Origin of the sequence: Pseudomonas sp. A-1, from assembly GCF_004801855.1 — a bacterium.
Lineage (GTDB): Bacteria > Pseudomonadota > Gammaproteobacteria > Pseudomonadales > Pseudomonadaceae > Geopseudomonas.
Genome location: NZ_SSTC01000017.1, coordinates 51,286 through 67,486, shown reverse-complemented (window position 1 = coordinate 67,486; position 16,201 = coordinate 51,286). Strand labels below are relative to the sequence as shown.

13 protein-coding genes and 1 pseudogene are annotated in these 16,201 nt (G+C 70.1%); 8 read left to right on the top strand and 6 right to left on the bottom strand.

Annotated features, from left to right (window positions below; genetic code table 11):
* Positions 1 to 339: general secretion pathway protein GspB (locus E5198_RS05830; protein ID WP_168772484.1), on the top strand; the 339-nt coding region annotated here is incomplete at its 5' end.
* Here E5198_RS05830 and E5198_RS05825 read toward each other — a convergent pair.
* Together E5198_RS05825 and E5198_RS05820 are read right to left on the bottom strand one after the other, a co-directional pair.
* Positions 308 to 1,699 (bottom strand): heavy metal sensor histidine kinase, encoded by a 1,392-nt coding sequence (locus E5198_RS05825; RefSeq protein WP_136489065.1) that lies wholly within the window; start codon positions 1,697 to 1,699, stop codon positions 308 to 310. The two genes, E5198_RS05830 and E5198_RS05825, sit on opposite strands and share 32 nt — an antisense overlap.
* Positions 1,699 to 2,376: a heavy metal response regulator transcription factor gene (locus E5198_RS05820; RefSeq protein ID WP_136489062.1), complete on the bottom strand. Its 678-nt coding sequence runs from the start codon at positions 2,374 to 2,376 to the stop codon at positions 1,699 to 1,701. The genes E5198_RS05825 and E5198_RS05820 overlap by 1 nt, the downstream gene beginning before the upstream one ends.
* Positions 2,377 to 2,617: 241 nt before the next feature.
* On the opposite strand from E5198_RS05820, the gene E5198_RS05815 reads away from it, so the two are divergent.
* Together E5198_RS05815 and E5198_RS05810 are read left to right on the top strand one after the other, a co-directional pair.
* On the top strand, positions 2,618 to 6,226 hold the full coding sequence (locus tag E5198_RS05815; RefSeq protein ID WP_168772483.1) for a CHASE domain-containing protein: 3,609 nt from the start codon (positions 2,618 to 2,620) through the stop codon (positions 6,224 to 6,226).
* Positions 6,227 to 6,242: 16 nt separating this feature from the next.
* The gene (locus tag E5198_RS05810; RefSeq protein ID WP_136489060.1) at positions 6,243 to 7,430 is read left to right on the top strand and encodes an EAL domain-containing protein; all 1,188 of its coding nucleotides are present in this window, start codon (positions 6,243 to 6,245) and stop codon (positions 7,428 to 7,430) included.
* A gap of 35 nt (positions 7,431 to 7,465) precedes the next feature.
* Here E5198_RS05810 and E5198_RS05805 read toward each other — a convergent pair whose 3' ends face one another.
* Complete coding sequence (locus E5198_RS05805; protein WP_136489059.1) at positions 7,466 to 7,855, bottom strand: hypothetical protein; 390 nt, start codon at positions 7,853 to 7,855, stop codon at positions 7,466 to 7,468.
* A gap of 252 nt (positions 7,856 to 8,107) precedes the next feature.
* On the opposite strand from E5198_RS05805, the gene E5198_RS05800 reads away from it, so the two are divergent.
* From E5198_RS05800 to E5198_RS05790, 3 genes and pseudogenes are all read left to right on the top strand, one after another.
* Entirely contained in the window at positions 8,108 to 8,368 is a 261-nt protein-coding gene (locus E5198_RS05800) for a heavy-metal-associated domain-containing protein (protein WP_136489058.1), read from the top strand.
* A gap of 23 nt (positions 8,369 to 8,391) precedes the next feature.
* Entirely contained in the window at positions 8,392 to 8,838 is a 447-nt protein-coding gene (locus tag E5198_RS05795; RefSeq protein WP_136489057.1) for a DUF411 domain-containing protein, read from the top strand.
* 19 nt (positions 8,839 to 8,857) lie between these two features.
* Positions 8,858 to 8,959 (top strand): annotated as a pseudogene (locus E5198_RS05790) (hypothetical protein); the annotation flags it as partial.
* On the opposite strand, the gene E5198_RS05785 reads toward E5198_RS05790, so the two are convergent.
* Entirely contained in the window at positions 8,955 to 10,019 is a 1,065-nt protein-coding gene (locus E5198_RS05785) for an HD-GYP domain-containing protein (RefSeq protein ID WP_136489056.1), read from the bottom strand. The pseudogene E5198_RS05790 and the gene E5198_RS05785 overlap by 5 nt on opposite strands.
* A 353-nt stretch (positions 10,020 to 10,372) precedes the next feature.
* On the opposite strand from E5198_RS05785, the gene E5198_RS05780 reads away from it, so the two are divergent.
* Both E5198_RS05780 and E5198_RS05775 read left to right on the top strand, forming a co-directional pair.
* A complete protein-coding gene (locus E5198_RS05780; RefSeq protein ID WP_136489055.1) occupies positions 10,373 to 12,082 on the top strand; it encodes a copper resistance system multicopper oxidase in 1,710 nt (569 codons plus the stop codon).
* A 13-nt stretch (positions 12,083 to 12,095) separates the two neighbouring features.
* Positions 12,096 to 13,067: a copper resistance protein B gene (locus E5198_RS05775; RefSeq protein WP_136489054.1), complete on the top strand. Its 972-nt coding sequence runs from the start codon at positions 12,096 to 12,098 to the stop codon at positions 13,065 to 13,067.
* 77 nt (positions 13,068 to 13,144) lie between these two features.
* On the opposite strand, the gene E5198_RS05770 is transcribed toward E5198_RS05775, so the two are convergent.
* Entirely contained in the window at positions 13,145 to 14,563 is a 1,419-nt protein-coding gene (locus tag E5198_RS05770; protein ID WP_136489053.1) for a sigma-54 dependent transcriptional regulator, read from the bottom strand.
* Positions 14,564 to 14,567: 4 nt separating this feature from the next.
* Positions 14,568 to 15,974 (bottom strand): sensor histidine kinase, encoded by a 1,407-nt coding sequence (locus tag E5198_RS05765; RefSeq protein ID WP_305956030.1) that lies wholly within the window; start codon positions 15,972 to 15,974, stop codon positions 14,568 to 14,570.
* Positions 15,975 to 16,201: the final 227 nt, after the last annotated feature.

The window sequence follows — 16,201 nt, the reverse complement described above, 5'->3', positions numbered from 1 at the left end:
AGAACCGTGCTCCCCGCCCAGGAGCCCACGCCCATCGCCGCCAGGCCCCTGCCCGCCGCCCCGCCCCCGGCACAGCCGGCGCCGGCCGCCGCGCTCCCCGCCCCACCCAACCGGGTGCTGGCCTTCTACGAGCTGCCGCCGACGGTGCGCGAGCGCATCCCGCCGCTGTCCGTGTCCGGATTTTCCTACGCCGAACAGCCGGACCTGCGCATGGCGGTGATCAACGACAAGGTGCTGCGCCAGGGCGAAAGCGCCGCGCCGGGCATCACCCTGGAGCGCATCGCCAGCGACGGCGTGGTGCTGAGCTTCAGCGGCTACCGCTTCCGTCCGCAGCGCTGAGGGCGGGGAAACCCAGCTCGAAGCGGGTCAGTCCGCCGGCCGAGGTGCAGCGGATGCTGCCGCGGTGGGCCTCGACGATGGAGCGGGTGATCGCCAGCCCCAGCCCGGCGTGGCCGCCCTCGCGGCGCGCCGGGTCGACCCGGTAGAAGCGGTCGAACAGCCGCCCCAGATGCTCGGCGGGAATCGTCGGCCCGGGATTCTCCACCTCCAGCAGCACCTGCCCGCCGCGTTGCCCGATGCGCACGCGGATGCAGCCGCCGGTCGGCGTGTAGCGCAGGGCATTGCCCAGCAGGTTGGACAGCGCCCGGCGCAGCATCCCGGGCTCCCCCGCGATCCAGCCCTCGCCACCCTGCGCCAGCTCCACCCCGGCCTCCTCGGCCAGCAGACGGTAGTAGTCGAGCAACTGCTCGACCAGCTCGTGCAGCGCCAGCGGCCGTCGTTCGGGGGCGATCAGGCCGTTGTCGGCCTTGGCCAGGAACAGCATGTCGTCGATCATCCGCGCCATGCGCTTGAGGTCGTCGAGGTTGCCGTACAGCGCCTCCCGGTATTCCTCCAGGCTGCGCGCGCGGCCGAGCACCACCTCGGTGTGGGTCATCAGCTGGGTGAGCGGCGTGCGCAGTTCGTGGGCGATGTCGGCGGAGAAGTTGGACAGGCGCACGAAGGACTCGTCCAGGCGCTCGAGCATGCCGTTGAACGAGGACACCAGCGGACGCAGCTCCACCGGCAGCGTCTGCTCGGGGATGCGTTCCTTGAGCGAGCGCGCCGACACGCCGGCGGCCACCTGGGTCACCTCGCGCAGCGGGCGCAGGCCGCTGCGCGCTACCAGCCAGCCGAGCCCGGCGCTGAGCAGCGCGCACACGCCCAGGGCGATCCACAGCCAGCGCTGCAGCGCCGCGAAGAAGTCCTCGTGGTGGGTCACGTCCAGCGCCAGCAGCAGGGTCAGCGACTGCCCCGGCCCGGCCAGCGCCACCTCGGCGGTCATCCCGCGCAGCAGGCGCTCGCCCTCCCACCACTCCCACAGCCCGCCGATCCGGGTGCGAAAGCGCGCGGGAATCGCCGCCTCGGAGGGTTCGGCGAACAGCACCCGGCCATCGCCGGCGATGATCTGCGCGCGCAGGTCCTGGTGCGCACCGAGCAGCGTGTGCAGCTGCGAGCCCAGGGTTTCCAGCCGGTCAGCGCGCTCCAGGCTGCCGAGGAGGCGCCGGCTGGCCTGCAGCTTGTCGTGCAGGGCGTGGCGGTCGAGGTCGAGGAAGTGCTCGCGGCTCAGGTGACTGACCGCCAGGCCGGCGGCCAGCAGCACGCCGGTGAGGGCCAGCATGAACAGCAGGCCGAGGCGCGCGGTGAGCGACAGGCGGGCGATCACTCGGACAGGTCCAGCACGTAGCCCATGCCGCGCACGGTGTGGATCAGCTTCGGCTCGAAGCCGTCGTCGATCTTGGCGCGCAGGCGGCGGATGGCCACCTCGATGACGTTGGTGTCGCTGTCGAAGTTCATGTCCCATACCTGCGAGGCGATCAGCGACTTGGGCAGCACCTCGCCCCGGCGGCGCAGCAGCAGCTCGAGCAGGGCGAACTCCTTGGCGGTCAGGTCGATGCGCTGGCCGGCCCGGCTGGCGCGGCGCTTGAGCAGGTCCACCTCGAGGTCGGCGATCTGCAGGCGGGTCGGCACCGCGCTGGCCTGGCCGCGGCGCAGCAGGGTGCGCACCCGCGCCAGCAGTTCGGCGAAGGCGAACGGCTTGACCAGGTAGTCGTCGGCGCCCAGCTCCAGCCCCCTGACCCGGTCCTCGATGCCGTCGCGCGCGGTGAGGAACAGTACCGGCTCGCCCTGCCCGGCACCGCGCAGGCGGCGCAGCACCTCCCAGCCGTCGAGGCCGGGCATCATCACGTCGAGGATCAGCAGGTCGTAGCGCTCGCCGAGGGCTCGGTGCAGCGCTTCGCTCCCATCCGCGACCCGGTCGACGGCGAACCCCGCCTCGCTCAGGCCCTGCCGCAGGTAGGCACCGATCTTCGGATCGTCCTCGGCCACCAGGATCTTCATCGCGCTACTCTCCACAAGTTCCAGCCACAAGTTCCGGCCACAAGTGCTGGCCATCAGTGCCCGCGGATTGTGCAGCCGGCCGCCCGCGGCAGCCAGAAGCTGACGCGAATGTAATCTGCCCGCCCGGGTCGGTGCACCGTCGCGGAGCACAGATCATTGGCATGAGCGCTCCCCCCTGAATATGATGCGGGCCGAATCACCCCGGCACCCGGGGCTGGAAGTTCCACCGAGCGGGACGCCGATGCACGCGACAGACCACGACACCCCGACCGGTGCGTCACTCTTCACGCCTCCGGGCAACTGGCGGCATTACCTCTGGAAGGTGCTCGCCCTTACCGGCCTCTACCTGCTGGCCGGCATCGTCGGCGTCCTGTTGAGCCAGTCCACCGGCTATGCCTCGCCGATCTGGCCGGCGACCGGCATGGCCACGGCGGGGCTGCTTATCTGGGGTTGGCGCTGCTGGCCCGGCGTGTTCCTCGGCGACCTGCTGATCGACCTGTCGCGCGACGCGTCGCTGCAAGGCATCGGCCTGGCCAGCCTCACCGCCGCAGCCGCGACCGTCCAGACGCTGCTCTGCGTCTGGCTGGTGCAGCGCTACCTGCAGGGACGCTGGCAGGTCGCCCGCGACCGCCGGCTGGTGTCCATCCTGTTCGCCGCCGGCCCGCTGACCTGCCTGATCGCGCCGACCCTGGGCAGCGCCGTGCTGGTCGCCGGCGGCAGGATCGCCAGCGACGACCTGTTCAACGAGTGGCTGCGCTGGTGGGCCGGCGACACCCTCGGCGTGCTGCTGTTCGCGCCGCTGGCGCTGCTGCTGTGGCCGGGCCGCCGGACCCTGCGCGGCGGCGAGGGCAACCACCGCTTCGCCCTGCCGCTGGTGGTCACCCTCACCCTGCTGATCGTCGGCCACCTCGGTCTGTCACAACTGGAGGACCTGCGCGCCCGCAGCGAGGCGCGCACGCTGATGGAGGTGATCGGCGACAGCATCACCCAGGACGTCGCGGAAACCCTGCTGCCGCTGGAGGGCCTGGCGCACTTCATCGCCGCCAGCCCGGAGGTCACCCGCGAGGAGTTCCGCAAGTACACCCAGAGCTTCGTCCAGCGCCCCGCCATCCTCTGGGTGGACTGGGCGCCGCGGGTCGACGCCCGGCAGCGGGCCGGCTTCGAGGCCGCCGTCGCGGCCAGCGGCTTCCCCGGCTATCGCATCGTCGAGCTGGACAGCCGCGGCCGGCTGCAGCCGGCCGCCGAGCGCGCCGAATACTTTCCCGTCCTGTACAGCGAGCCGCTGGCGCTGGGGCGCACGGTGCTGGGCCTCGACCACGGCTCGGAGCCGATGCGCCACACGGCGATGAGGCAGGCCCTCGACCACGGCAAGTCCATCGCCTCCGACCGCATCCGGCTGGTCCGCAGCGCACGCCAGGCATCGCTGCTCTTCGTGCCGGTGCACAGGCTCGACGCCGCTGCGCAGCAGGCGCCGGTCGGCTACGTGGTCGGCGCCCTGGACATCCAGCAGCTGTTCGCCCCGCTGCGGCGCAAGGCGGAGGAGCGCCAGTTCGCCCTGCGCATCTCGGACGTCACCGCCGGCATGCCCCGGCGCATCCTGAGCGACTCGCTGCCGGCCGGGGCCGAGCCCGACTGGCATCGCGACGTCCACGCCAGCGGACGCGTCTGGCGCCTGGAAATGTACCCGCGGCTCCCGCTGTGGCGGCCCGGTTCGACGGCGGAGGAGCGCCTGTTCCTCGGTTTCGCCGTGCTCACCGCCTTTCTCGCCACCTTCGCGACCCTGGGCAGTGCCGGACGGCATGCGCTGGTCTCGCGCGTGGTCGCCGAGCGCACCGCCCAGCTCGCCGAGCTGAACAGCCAGTTGCAGCAGCGCATCGAGGAGCGCGGCCAGGCCCTGACCGACCTGCACGCCAAGGAGGCGGAGATCCAGGCGGTCCTCGACCACCTGCTCGAGTGCGTGATCACCATCGACAGCCGCGGCATCGTGCAGAGCGTCAATCCGGCCATCGAACCGCTGCTCGGCTACCGTCCCGAGGAGCTGGTCGGTCGCAACATCTCCTGCCTGATGGCCTCGCCGTTGCGCGAGCACCACGACGACTACATCGCGCGCTATCTGCAGACCGGCGAGAGGCACATCGTCGGCTCCAGCCGCGAGGTCAGCGGCCGGCACAAGGACGGCCAGCCGATCGCCCTCGAACTCAGCGTCTCCGAGTACCGCGTGCACGGGCAGCGCTTCTTCATCGGCACCCTGCGCGACATCCGCGAGCTCAAGGCGCTGATCGCCAGCCTGACCCAGGCCCGCGAGGAGGCCGAACAGGCCAGCCGCGCCAAGTCGGCCTTCCTCGCCACCATGAGCCACGAGATCCGCACGCCGATGAACGGCGTGGTCGGCCTGATCGACGTGCTCACCCAGGACCAGCTGCCGCCCCACCAGGCCGACCTGGTCCGCACCATCCGCGAATCATCGGGCACCCTGCTGGGGGTGATCGACGACATCCTCGACTTCTCCAGGATCGAGGCCGGACGGCTGGAGATCGAGCATGCGCCGCTGAACCTGGTCGAGCTGCTCGATAACCTGTGCGATACCCTGCGCCCGCTGGCCGTCACGCACGGGGTGCGTCTCGACGCGGAGATCGCCGCCGGGGTGCCGCCCTGGATCCGCTCCGACGCCATGCGCCTGCGGCAGATCCTCTTCAACCTGATCGGCAACGCCATCAAGTTCTCCGGAGGCCGCGACGAGCAACCCGGCCGGGTCGTGGTGGGCGTGCGTCCGGCCGCGGACGACCCGCAGCGCCTGCTCATCGATGTGACGGACAACGGCATCGGCATCGCCGCCGAGCATCTCGGCCAGCTGTTCCAGCCCTTCAGCCAGGCGGAGTCCTCGACCACCCGCCGCTTCGGCGGCAGTGGCCTGGGCCTGGCCATCTGCCGGCGCCTGGTCGAGCTGCTGGGCGGCGAGATCGCCGTCGCCAGCACCCCCGGGCACGGCACCCGCTTCACCGTCAGCCTGCCGCTGACCCTGGCCAGCGCGCCGCAGCCGGCCGCCGAGCCAGCGGCACCGGCCGCACCGGTCGCCGGGGCCCCCGCCAGCCGGCGCCTGCTGGTGGTCGAGGACGACGCGGTGAACCGCAAGGTCATCCGCCAGCAGCTCGCCCTGCTCGGCTACGACTTCACGCTGGCCAGCCAGGGCAGCGAGGCCCTGAGCCTGTGGCGCCAGGGCGGCTTCGACCTGATCCTCAGCGACCTGCACATGCCGGAAATGGACGGCTACCAGTTGGCCAGGCGGATCCGCGCCGAGGAAGCCGGCCAGCGCCGCATTCCGATCCTCGCGCTGACCGCCAACGCCATGCGCGGCGAAGCCGCACGGGCGGTGGAGGCCGGCATGGACGAGTACCTGACCAAGCCGATCCGCCTGGCCACCCTGCAGACCGCCCTGGCGCGCTGGCTGCCCCAGCAGGCCCGCCCGGCGCCGGCTGACGCCGGGCCGGGGCCGGACGACCAGCCGCTGGTCGACGCGACAGTCCTCGCGGCACTGGTCGGCACGGACCGCGAGATGATCCGCGAGATTCTCGGCGACTACGCCGAGTCGCTGCGCAGCCTGGCGCCGCAATTGCTGCAGGCCTTCGCCCGCAACGACTGCGACAGCATCGACGCCATCGCCCACCGCCTCAAGTCGTCGTCCCGCGCGGTCGGCGCGGTGCGCCTGGGCCAGCTGTGCACGGCACTCGAACAGGCCATCAAGGACAGCGACAGTGCCGCGCTGGCCCACGGCATGGCCGAGTTCCATCCCCTTCATCACGCCACGGCAGCATGGATCGACCGGTTGCTGAAAGAAGGCAACCCAGTCTGAGCAGGAGGCAATTCCGATGAGAATCCTGGTGGTCGACGACGACCCGTTCATCCGCAAGCTGCTGGTCCGCCAGTTGAAGACCCTCGGCTACCAGCAGGTACTCGCCTGCGAGCGGGCCCAGGCCGCGGTCGAGCACCTGGAGCGGCAGCCCGACGGCACCGATCTGATTCTCTGCGATCTGCAGATGCCGGGGATGGACGGCATCGAGTTCATCCGCCACCTGGTGCGCCTGGGCTACCCCGGCGCCCTGGTGCTGGTCAGCGGCGAGGACGAGCGCATCCTGCAGAGCGCCGAGCGCCTGGCCCGCGGTCACCGCCTGCGGGTCGCGGGCGCGCTGTACAAGCCGGTCTCCAGCGAGCAGCTGCAGCGCCTCCTGCAGGCGTTGCCCGGCGGCGATGCCCCACGGACCGGCGAGGCACGCAGCTACGGCGCCGAGGAGCTGGCCAACGGCATCCGCGCCGGCCAGCTGGTCAACCACTACCAGCCCAAGGTCGACTTCGCCAGCGGGCAGGTCAGCGGGGTCGAGACCCTGGTGCGCTGGCAGCACCCCGAGGACGGCCTGGTCTACCCAGACCGCTTCGTCACCCTCGCCGAGGAGCACGGCCTGATCGACGCGCTGATGCTCGACGTGCTGCGCAACGCCCTGGCCGATGCGCGGCAGTGGCGCGCCCGGGGCATCGAGCTGCAGGTGGCGGTCAACGTGTCGATGGACAATCTGGTGGGGCTGGACTTCCCCGACCTGGTCGAGCAGGAAGCACTGGCCGCCGGCGCGCCACTGACCAGCCTGGTGCTGGAAGTCACCGAGAGCCACCTGATGAAGAACCGCCAGGCCGCCCTCGACATCCTCACCCGCCTGCGCCTCAAGCGCATCGGCCTGTCGATCGACGACTTCGGCACCGGCCACTCCTCGCTGGTGCAGCTGCGCGACATCCCCTTCAACGAGCTGAAGATCGACCGCAGCTTCGTGCACGGCGCCTGGCGCGACAAGTCGCTGGACGGCATTCTCGGCGCCAGCCTGGAGATGGCCCGCCGGCTGGGCATGCGCACCGTGGCCGAAGGCATCGAGGACCGCACCGACTGGGATCACCTGCGCGGCGCCGGCTGCGACGTCGCCCAGGGCTGGTTCATCGCCAAGGCGATGCCCGCCGAACACCTGCCGGCCTGGCTGGAGGGCTGGGAGGCGCGGCGCAGCGAGCTGGCCTGAGCCACCCCGCACGCCGCCCCGGGCGAGGCGGCTGCTCAGGGCTTGGGTTTGGCCAGCATCTCGCGGTGCGCACGCCACTGCTCGAGCATCTGCTCCATGTGCTGGATGCGCAGATCCACCTGCTCGACCGTATCCATGCTCGCCCAGCCGCCGCCCATGCCCATTCCCCCCATGCCCATTCCATGCCCGTCGCCCATGCAACCGCCCATGCTCTGCATGCCGCGGCCCATGGCCTGCCAGTGCTGCTCCATCAGCTTCTGGCGCTCCTCGGGCGTCTTGCCGGCCATCCAGCTCTGATGCAGCTGGCGCATCTCAGTGATGTGCTGCTGCCACTGCTGCTCGGGCGTCGCCGCCTGCTCTTCTGCCCAGGCGCTACCCGCTGCAGCCAACAGCAGGATTGCGCCACAAAGAATCGTCCGGCTCATCTGCAAGCCCTCTCGAAGGCGGGTTGGGAATTTCACTCTAGTCCCGGGTGCCGGACGCTGCGGGTAGCTGACGGAAATGTAATCCGCCGCTCAGCTCGCGGTAAGCAAGCCGCATCCAGCATGGCGGGACGAGCTTCACCCGTCTGGCATAACCCCTCGCGCAGCGGCAGAGAACCCTTGACCTTGCCACGAGGGCAAGGTCGAAGATTGCAACAAAGCCGGACTGGACCGGCCAGCGCAGAGGAGTCCACCATGAGCAGCATCGAACTGAACGTCCAGGGCATGACCTGCAGCGCTTGTGCCCGGCACGTCACCGCCGCCCTGCAGCCACTGGCCGGCGTCGTCGCGGTCGAGGTCGACCTGCAGGCCGGCCGCGTGCGCGTGCAAGGCGAAGCAGACAGCGCCGCGCTGCTCGCCGCCCTGGACGACGCCGGCTACCCGGCGCAACTGGCAACCCCGGCCCCCGCCGCGGACGTTGCGAAGCCCGGCTGCTGCGGTTGCGGCTGCCGCTGAATCCCCTTCCACAGGAGTCCCCGATGAACACCCGACTGCGCATCGCCGCCCTCGCTACCCTGCTGCTCAGCGGCGCCGCCCAGGCCGCCGACGCCCTGACCATCGACGTCCATCGCGATGCCAACTGCGGCTGCTGCAAGGACTGGATCAAGCACCTGGAGAGCAACGGCTTCACCGTGCGCGACCATGTCGAGCCGGACATGCAGGCGGTCAAGCAGCGCCTCGGCGTGGCGCCGCGGCTGGCCTCGTGCCATACGGGGGTGATCGACGGCAAGTTCGTCGAGGGCCACGTGCCGGCGGCGCAGATCCTCGAACTGCGCCAGCGCCCCGACCTGCTCGGCCTCGCCGTGCCGGGCATGCCGCACGGCTCGCCGGGCATGGAGTACGGCCCGCGCAGGGACCCCTACCAGGTGATCGGCCTGACCAAGGCGGGCACCGAGGAGGTGGTGGCCGACTACCCGGCCAGGTGAACGGCCGAACCGGGAGAGGCCCGCCTGCAACGGCCAGCCGGTGGCGAAGATCTCCGACGCACCGGGCAAGACCCAGTGCCGCGACCCCAACTTCGTCGCCTACCTGAAACCGGCGTTCAATCGCTCCAGACCAGGCGCAGGCTCTCGAACTGCTCGAACATGTGCCGGTCCATCAGGCGGACCAGCTCGGGGTCGAACTGCCGCCCCGACTGCTCGCGGATGTAGAGCTGCGCCTCCTTCACGGTCCACGCCGGCCTGAACGGCCGCGGGGTGCGCAGCACGTCGTACACGTCGCAGAGCGCGACGATGCGCGCGGACAGGGGGATGGCCTCGCCCTTGAGCCCCGCGGGGTAACCGCTGCCATCCCAGCGCTCGTGATGGTGCAGCGCGACCTCCGCGGCGAGCTGCAGCAGCGGATTGGCCGCGGAGTCGCTGAGGAACTGGTGGCCCAGCTGCGCATGCCGGCGCATCACCTGCGTCTCCGCCTCGTCGAGCGGGCCGGGCTTGAGCAGGATGTAGTCGGGAATGCCGACCATGCCGACATCGTGCATGGTCGCGGCCACCCGCAGCTGGCCGACCCACTCCTCCCGGCAGCCGCAGGCACGCGCCAGCAGGGCGACGCTCTCGCCGATGCGCATCATGTGGTGGCCATTCTGGTTGTCGCGGTATTCGGTGACGCGCACCAGACAGCGGACGATGGTTTCCGTGGTCTTCTCGAGCTCGCGGCCGTGCTCCTCGACGCGCTGCTCGAGCCAGCGCCGCTCCTGGTCCAGCTCGAGGCGGGTGAACCAGAGGCTGAGGTGGTTGCGCAGGCGCAGGAGCATCTCGCGGTGATCGACCGGCTTGCACAGGTAGTCGCTGACGCCCAGGTCGAGGGCGCGGTGGCGGCTCTCCACGTCGTTGCGGCAGGAAACCGCGAGTATCGGCTGGTTTTCCGGCAGGTACTTGCGCAGCAGCCGCAGTATCTCGAAACCGCCCGGGCGGGACATGTCGAGATCGAGCAGCAGCAGATCCCAGGTGTTTTCCAGCAGCCAGGCCAGACCGTTCGCGGGATCGGCCAATACCCGCGTGTTCTTCAGGCCGGCCGCCTCGAGGGCATCCTGCAGCAGGCTCAAGCTGCCGGCGCTACTCTCCAGCAAAGCGATGCTGGCCTGGCGCAGGTGTTCGGGAATGTTCGGCATGAGCTTCCGTCCTTTGAAATCGACCGCCTGAGCCCCGAAGATCCCGGATCTGACGGGATGGGGTCAAGCTGCGAAGTCCCTGGCGCCGAGGCGCTCGAAAGGATGTCCGGACAGCGGCGCTGTTCCAGCCGCCGTCTGCAGCCAGTATGGCACATGGCTGTGCCCGCGAGGCGGCGGGGCCGGCGGCGCGCGTCACCCTCCCCGACCGCCAAGCTGACAAAAGCGTAATCTTCGTCTCAGCTTCCCGACAGCTTGCGCCGGCTATGGTGTGGCCATATCGAGGGAATTCCGCCGCGGGCGGATCAGCCCGGGAGCGCCGCTGCGCGCCCCCGGAAAGACGGGACAGGAACAGCATGCCATCTCTGACTTCACGACGAACCTTCCTCAAGGGCCTGGCTGCCGGCGGCGTGCTCGCCGGCCTCGGCCTGTGGCGCCAGCCGGTGTGGGCGCTGGACCGGCCCGGCCAGCCGGGCGTGCTGGCCGGCACCCAGTTCGACCTGACCATCGACGAGCTGCCGGTCGACCTCACCGGCAAGGCGCGCACCGCCGTGGCGGTCAACGGCAGCCTGCCGGCGCCGCTGCTGCGCTGGCGCGAGGGCGACACCGTGACCATCCGCGTGCGCAACCGCCTCAGGGAGGACACCTCAATCCACTGGCACGGCATCCTGCTGCCGGCCAACATGGACGGCGTGCCGGGCTTCAGCTTCGCCGGCATCGCCCCGGACGGCCTGTACGAATACAAGTTCAAGGTCAGGCAGAGCGGCACCTACTGGTACCACAGCCACTCCGGCTTCCAGGAGCAGCGCGGCCTCTACGGCCCGCTGGTGATCGACCCGCGCGAGCCCGAGCCGTTCCAGTACGAGCGCGACTACGTGGTGATGCTCTCCGACTGGACCGACGAGGATCCGGCGCGGGTGCTGGCCAAACTGAAGAAACAGTCCGACTACTACAACCAGCACCGCCGCACCGTCGGCGACTTCATCACAGATGTCGCCGACCACGGCTGGAGCGACACCCTGAGCGAGCGCTGGGCCTGGGCGCGGATGAACATGAGCCCCACGGATCTCGCCGACGTCAGCGGCGCCACCTACACCTACCTGCTCAACGGCCAGGCGCCGGACGGCAACTGGACCGGGCTGTTCCGCCCCGGCGAGCGCATCCGCCTGCGCCTGATCAACGCCGCGGCGATGACCTACTTCGACTTCCGCATCCCCGGCCTCAAGCTCACCGTGGTCGCCGCCGACGGCCAGAACATCGCGCCGGTGGAGGTGGACGAGATCCGCCTGGGCGTGGCGGAAACCTACGACGTGATCGTCACCCCCGACGCCAGCCGCGAGGCCTGGACCCTGTTCGCCCAGTCGATGGACCGCAGCGGCTACGCGCGCGGCACCCTGGCGGTGCGCGAGGGGCTGAGCGCGCCGGTGCCGGCGCCCGATCCGCGCCCCGAACTGAGCATGGCCGACATGGGCCACGGCGAGCATGGCGGCCATGGCGGCCATGGCGACGCGGCGGCGCCCATCGCCATGCAGGGCCACCCGGCCAGCGAGGACGACAACTCCCTGGGCGGCAATCCGCTGCTCGACATGCAGACTATGGCGCCCACCGCCAAGCTCGACGATCCGGGCATCGGCCTGCGCGACAACGGCCGCCGCGTGCTGACCTACGCCGACCTGCGCAGCCGCTTCGCCGACCCGGACGGCCGCGCACCGAGCCGCACGATCGAGCTGCACCTGACCGGCCACATGGAGCGCTTTTCCTGGTCGATCGACGGCGTGCCCTTCGCCCACGCCGAGCCGATCCGCCTTAAATACGGCGAGCGCATCCGCATCGTGCTGGTCAACGACACCATGATGCACCACCCCATCCACCTGCACGGCCTGTGGAGCGACCTGGAGGACGAGCAGGGCAACTTCAAGGTGCGCAAGCACACCATCGACATGCCGCCCGGCTCGATCCGCAGCTACCGCGTCACCGCCGACGCCCTCGGCCGCTGGGCCTACCACTGCCACATGCTGATGCACATGGACCTCGGCATGTTCCGCGAAGTCCGCGTCGAGGAATAAGGAGATCGCCGGAATGCCCCGCCCCCTCTACCCCCTGACCCTGGCGCTCGGCCTCGGCCTGGCCGCCACAGCCCAGGCCGCCGAGCCCGGGGCACACCTGCACGGGAGCCACGGCGACCATCACGCGCCGGCCGCGCCCCAGGCGGAGTCGGGACACGACCTGCCGGCGCCGTACCACGGCGGCATGGGCCATGCGCACATGCCGCCGATGCAGGACCAGCCGCAGGCGGCTCCCGGTGCCGGCGGGCACGCCGGCCACCACCCCGCCGGCTACCCGGGTGCTCCGGTCCCTGCCGTGACCGACGCGGACCGCGCCGCCGCCTTCCCCGACCTGCCGCCGCACGCCATGCACCAGGGCGGGATCAACTACCTGTTCGTCGCCGACCGACTGGAATGGCAGGACGCCGACGCGGGCAGCGCCCTGAGCTGGGATATCAACGGCTGGATCGGCAGCGACATCGACCGCCTGGCCTTCCGCTCCGAGGGCGAGCGGCTCAATGGCCACACCGAGGAAGCCGAACTGCAGCTGCTGTGGAGCCACGCCATCGGTCCCTGGTGGGAAACCGTGGCCGGCGTGCGCCAGGACTTCAAGCCGGGCTCGCCGCAGACCTGGGCCGCCTTCGGCGTGCAGGGCATGCCGCTGTACGGCCTGGAGACCGAGGCCACCGCCTTCCTCGGCGAGGCCGGCCAGAGCGCCCTGCGCCTCTCCACCGAGTACGACATCCTGCTGACCAACCGGCTGATCCTGCAGCCCGCCGCCGAAGCCAACCTGTACGGCCGCAACGACGCCGAGCGTGGCGTCGGCTCGGGCTTCAGAGATCTCGAACTGGGCCTGCGCCTGCGCTACGAGATCCGCCGCGAGTTCGCCCCCTACATCGGCGTGAACTGGACGCGCGCCTACGGCAACACCGCCGACCTGCTGCGCGAAGACAACGAGGATGTCAGCGAGGCGCGCCTGGTCGCCGGTGTGCGCTTCTGGTTCTGAGGCCGGCGCGGCGAAGAAGCCCGCGTGCCTGTCGACGGCAAGGCGCCTGTCCCTGACGCCCAGTGCCGGGCACCGGCCTAATGGTGCCGATCCGGCCGCTCCAGCCCCAGCTTCTCGATGCGATAGCGCAGCATGTCGCGGCTCAGGCCCAGCAGGCGAGCCGACTTGGTGACGTTCCAGTCGGTGCGCTCCAGCGTGCGCAGCACCAGCTGGCGCTCCACCTCCGGCAGGCTGGGCGGGTCATCATCGACCGGGGCGGCGAGCGGCGGCGGGCAATCCTCGACATGGACGGGACTGCCGTCGTGATACCCCGCCAGGCTCAGCTGGTCGGGGGTGATCCGCGTGCCGCGGGCGAGCAGCACGGTCTGCTCGAGCATGTTGCGCAGCTCGCGCACGTTGCCCGGCCAGTCGTAGCTTCTCAGCAGGGCCTCGGCCTCGACGGTGAACTGCAGGTCGGACTTGCCGTAGCGGCGGCCGTGCAGGGCGAGGAAATGGCGGGCCAGGGTGAGAACGTCGCCACCGCGCTCGCGCAGCGGCGGCACCTGGATGGCGATGATGCGCAGGCGGTAGAACAGGTCGCGGCGGAACCGCCCGTCCCTGACCATCTGCTCCAGGTCGCAGTTGGTGGCGCTGATGATGCGCAGGTCGACCTTGCGCTCCTTGACCGAGCCCAGGCGGCGGATGGTGCGGTCCTCCAGCAGCTTGAGCAGCTTGGCCTGCAGCGCCAGGTCGATCTCGCCCACCTCGTCGAGGAACAGGGTGCCGCCGTCGGCGGCCTCGACCAGGCCGGCACGGCGCTCCTTGGCGTCGGTGTAGGCGCCCTTCTCGTGACCGAACAGCTCGGCCTCCAGCAGGTGCGAGGGGATCGAGGCGCAGTTGACCTCGACGAACGGCCCGTCGCGACGCACGCCGTCGTAGTGCAGGGCGCGGGCGATCAGCTCCTTGCCGGTGCCGGTCTCGCCGTTGATCAGCACCACCGGCAGGTCGCTGTCGGTCATGTGGCTTTCCGCATCCAGCACCTGGTGCACCATCGCCTTGAGCGCCCGCATCGGCGCCGACTCGCCGATCAGCGCGTCCAGCCCGGCGCCGCGGGCGTCGCGATGCTGGTAGAAGGACAGACGATGCTCGAGCTGGCGGGTCTCGATGGCCCGCTCGATCAGCAGCTTGAGCTCGGCCAGCACCACCGGCTTGGTGAGGAAGTCGTAGGCGCCGGCCTTCATGGCCTCGACGGCGCACTCGATGTTGCCGTGGGCGGTCATCATCACCGTCTTCACCTGGGCGTCCAGGCTGCGCACCTGGCGGATCAGCTCGATGCCGGTCATCCCCGGCAGGCAGTGATCGGTGAGCAGCACGTCGGGATGCTGGCAGGCCAGGCAATCCAGCGCCTGTTCGGCACTGGAGCAGACCTGCGCCTCGTAGCCCTTGCGCTCGAGGTAGGTGCGGATGTTGTCCGCCAGGGTTTCGTCGTCCTCGACGATCAGTACGCTGTGCTCCACGACGTCAGCCTCCCTCGGCCACCCTGAAGCTCAGGCACACATGGGTGCCTACCTGCTCGCGGCTGGTCAGGCTGACCGCGCCGCCGAATCGCTCCATGATCCGCTTGACCAGCGACAGGCCGACCCCCAGCCCGCCGCGCTTGGTCGAATAGAACGGCTTGAACGCCAGCACCTGCTGCTGCTCGCTCATTCCGATACCGGTGTCGCTGACGCTCAGGATCAGCCGCTTGCGGCGCTGGTCGCGGGTCAGCTCCAGGCGCAGGCGTCCGCCCTTGGGCATCGCCTCGAGGGCGTTGGCCAGCACGCTGTTGAGCGCCTGGTTGAGCAGCACCGGATGGCTGAGCACCTTGGGCGCCGCCGCCGGCGACCACTCCAGCTGGATGCCGGCCTTGGCGATCTGCGGCTCGAAGGTGTTCAGCACCTCGTTGACCGCGCCGACCAGGTCCACCGCCTCGTGCTCGTCGTTGAGCTGACTGGAGCACAGCAGCAGCTCGCGCACCCATTTCGACAGGCGGTCGACCTGCAGGACGATGTCGTGGATGTTCTTGCGCGCCGGCGAGCAGTCCAGGTCCAGCGCCAGTTCGGCACTGGTGCGGATGGCCGCCAGCGGATTGCGCAGGCCGTGGGCTACTGCCGAGGACATCTCGCCGAGGGCCACCAGGGTCTCGTTCTCGATCAGTTGGTGCTGCTGCGCGGCCAGCAGCCGCGAGGCGCGCCGCACGATCCAGAACAGGCCGAGATAGATCAGCCCGCCGCCCAGCCCCGCCGCCAGCCACAGCAGCAGGTAGGCTCGCTCCATGCGCGCGATCAGGTCGGCCGGCTCCTTGTAGATCTCCACCACCGACACCACGTTGCCGGCATTGTCCGTCAGCGGGATGTAGTTCTCGAAATAGAGGCCCTGGGGACTGCGGATGAACTGCTGCTCGGTGCGGCCGCCTTCCACCCGCCAATGGGCGTGGGCGACATGGGTCTTGACCTCGAATGCCTGCTCGAGCTCCTCGCGGTCGAGCAGGCGACGGCCGACCAGCTCCGGATTGGTCGACCAGACGATGGTGCGATCGGGAGCGAAGATGTTGGTCTGCAGGGCATCGGGCAGGCTGGAGACATGGTCGAAGAACTCGCGGCGCACCCGCTCCAGATGCAGGCGGTCGATACCGTCCGCCGAGCCATCCTCGCGGGAATCGAGGAACTCGCCCATGGTCACGCCCGGCCCGAAGTTGGCATGGCGGATCTCGCCCTCGGTGAGGGCGCGGATGAACTGGGCGGTAAGCAGAGCGTCGCGCTCGATGCTCTCGACGACGGCGTAGCGCGTTGCGCTGATCGCCAGCGACACGGCGACCGCGGCGATCAGGCCGAAGCTGACCAGCGAGAACCATCTGAGCAGATTGAATGGTTGCGGACCCGACACCATCACCATCCCCTTGTTTTTTATTATGGCGGGAGGACAGCCCCCTCCACTTGCCCCCGGCTGTCTTCCCGCACGGTTCCCTGTGTGCTCTGTCACAAACATAGTCCAGCGCGGACGCTGCCAAGTGGCCATCAGTGCCCGGCCGGGGAAAAACACCCGTTTGCCGACGGGCGGCAGTGCGGGGAATGCCGCCGGCAAAGCTGGTAGACTGTCGCGGTTTTTTCCAGCCC

Excerpts from the sequence above, each read along its gene's own strand:
- E5198_RS05820 (WP_136489062.1), bottom strand. The coding sequence starts at position 2,376 with ATGAAGATCCTGGTGGCCGAGGACGATCCGAAGATCGGTGCCTACCTG.
- E5198_RS05815 (WP_168772483.1), top strand. The coding sequence starts at position 2,618 with ATGCACGCGACAGACCACGACACCCCGACCGGTGCGTCACTCTTCACG.
- E5198_RS05810 (WP_136489060.1), top strand. The coding sequence starts at position 6,243 with ATGAGAATCCTGGTGGTCGACGACGACCCGTTCATCCGCAAGCTGCTG.
- E5198_RS05805 (WP_136489059.1), bottom strand. The coding sequence starts at position 7,855 with ATGAGCCGGACGATTCTTTGTGGCGCAATCCTGCTGTTGGCTGCAGCG.
- E5198_RS05800 (WP_136489058.1), top strand. The coding sequence starts at position 8,108 with ATGAGCAGCATCGAACTGAACGTCCAGGGCATGACCTGCAGCGCTTGT.
- E5198_RS05795 (WP_136489057.1), top strand. The coding sequence starts at position 8,392 with ATGAACACCCGACTGCGCATCGCCGCCCTCGCTACCCTGCTGCTCAGC.
- E5198_RS05785 (WP_136489056.1), bottom strand. The coding sequence starts at position 10,019 with ATGCCGAACATTCCCGAACACCTGCGCCAGGCCAGCATCGCTTTGCTG.
- E5198_RS05780 (WP_136489055.1), top strand. The coding sequence starts at position 10,373 with ATGCCATCTCTGACTTCACGACGAACCTTCCTCAAGGGCCTGGCTGCC.
- E5198_RS05775 (WP_136489054.1), top strand. The coding sequence starts at position 12,096 with ATGCCCCGCCCCCTCTACCCCCTGACCCTGGCGCTCGGCCTCGGCCTG.
- E5198_RS05765 (WP_305956030.1), bottom strand. The coding sequence starts at position 15,974 with ATGGTGTCGGGTCCGCAACCATTCAATCTGCTCAGATGGTTCTCGCTG.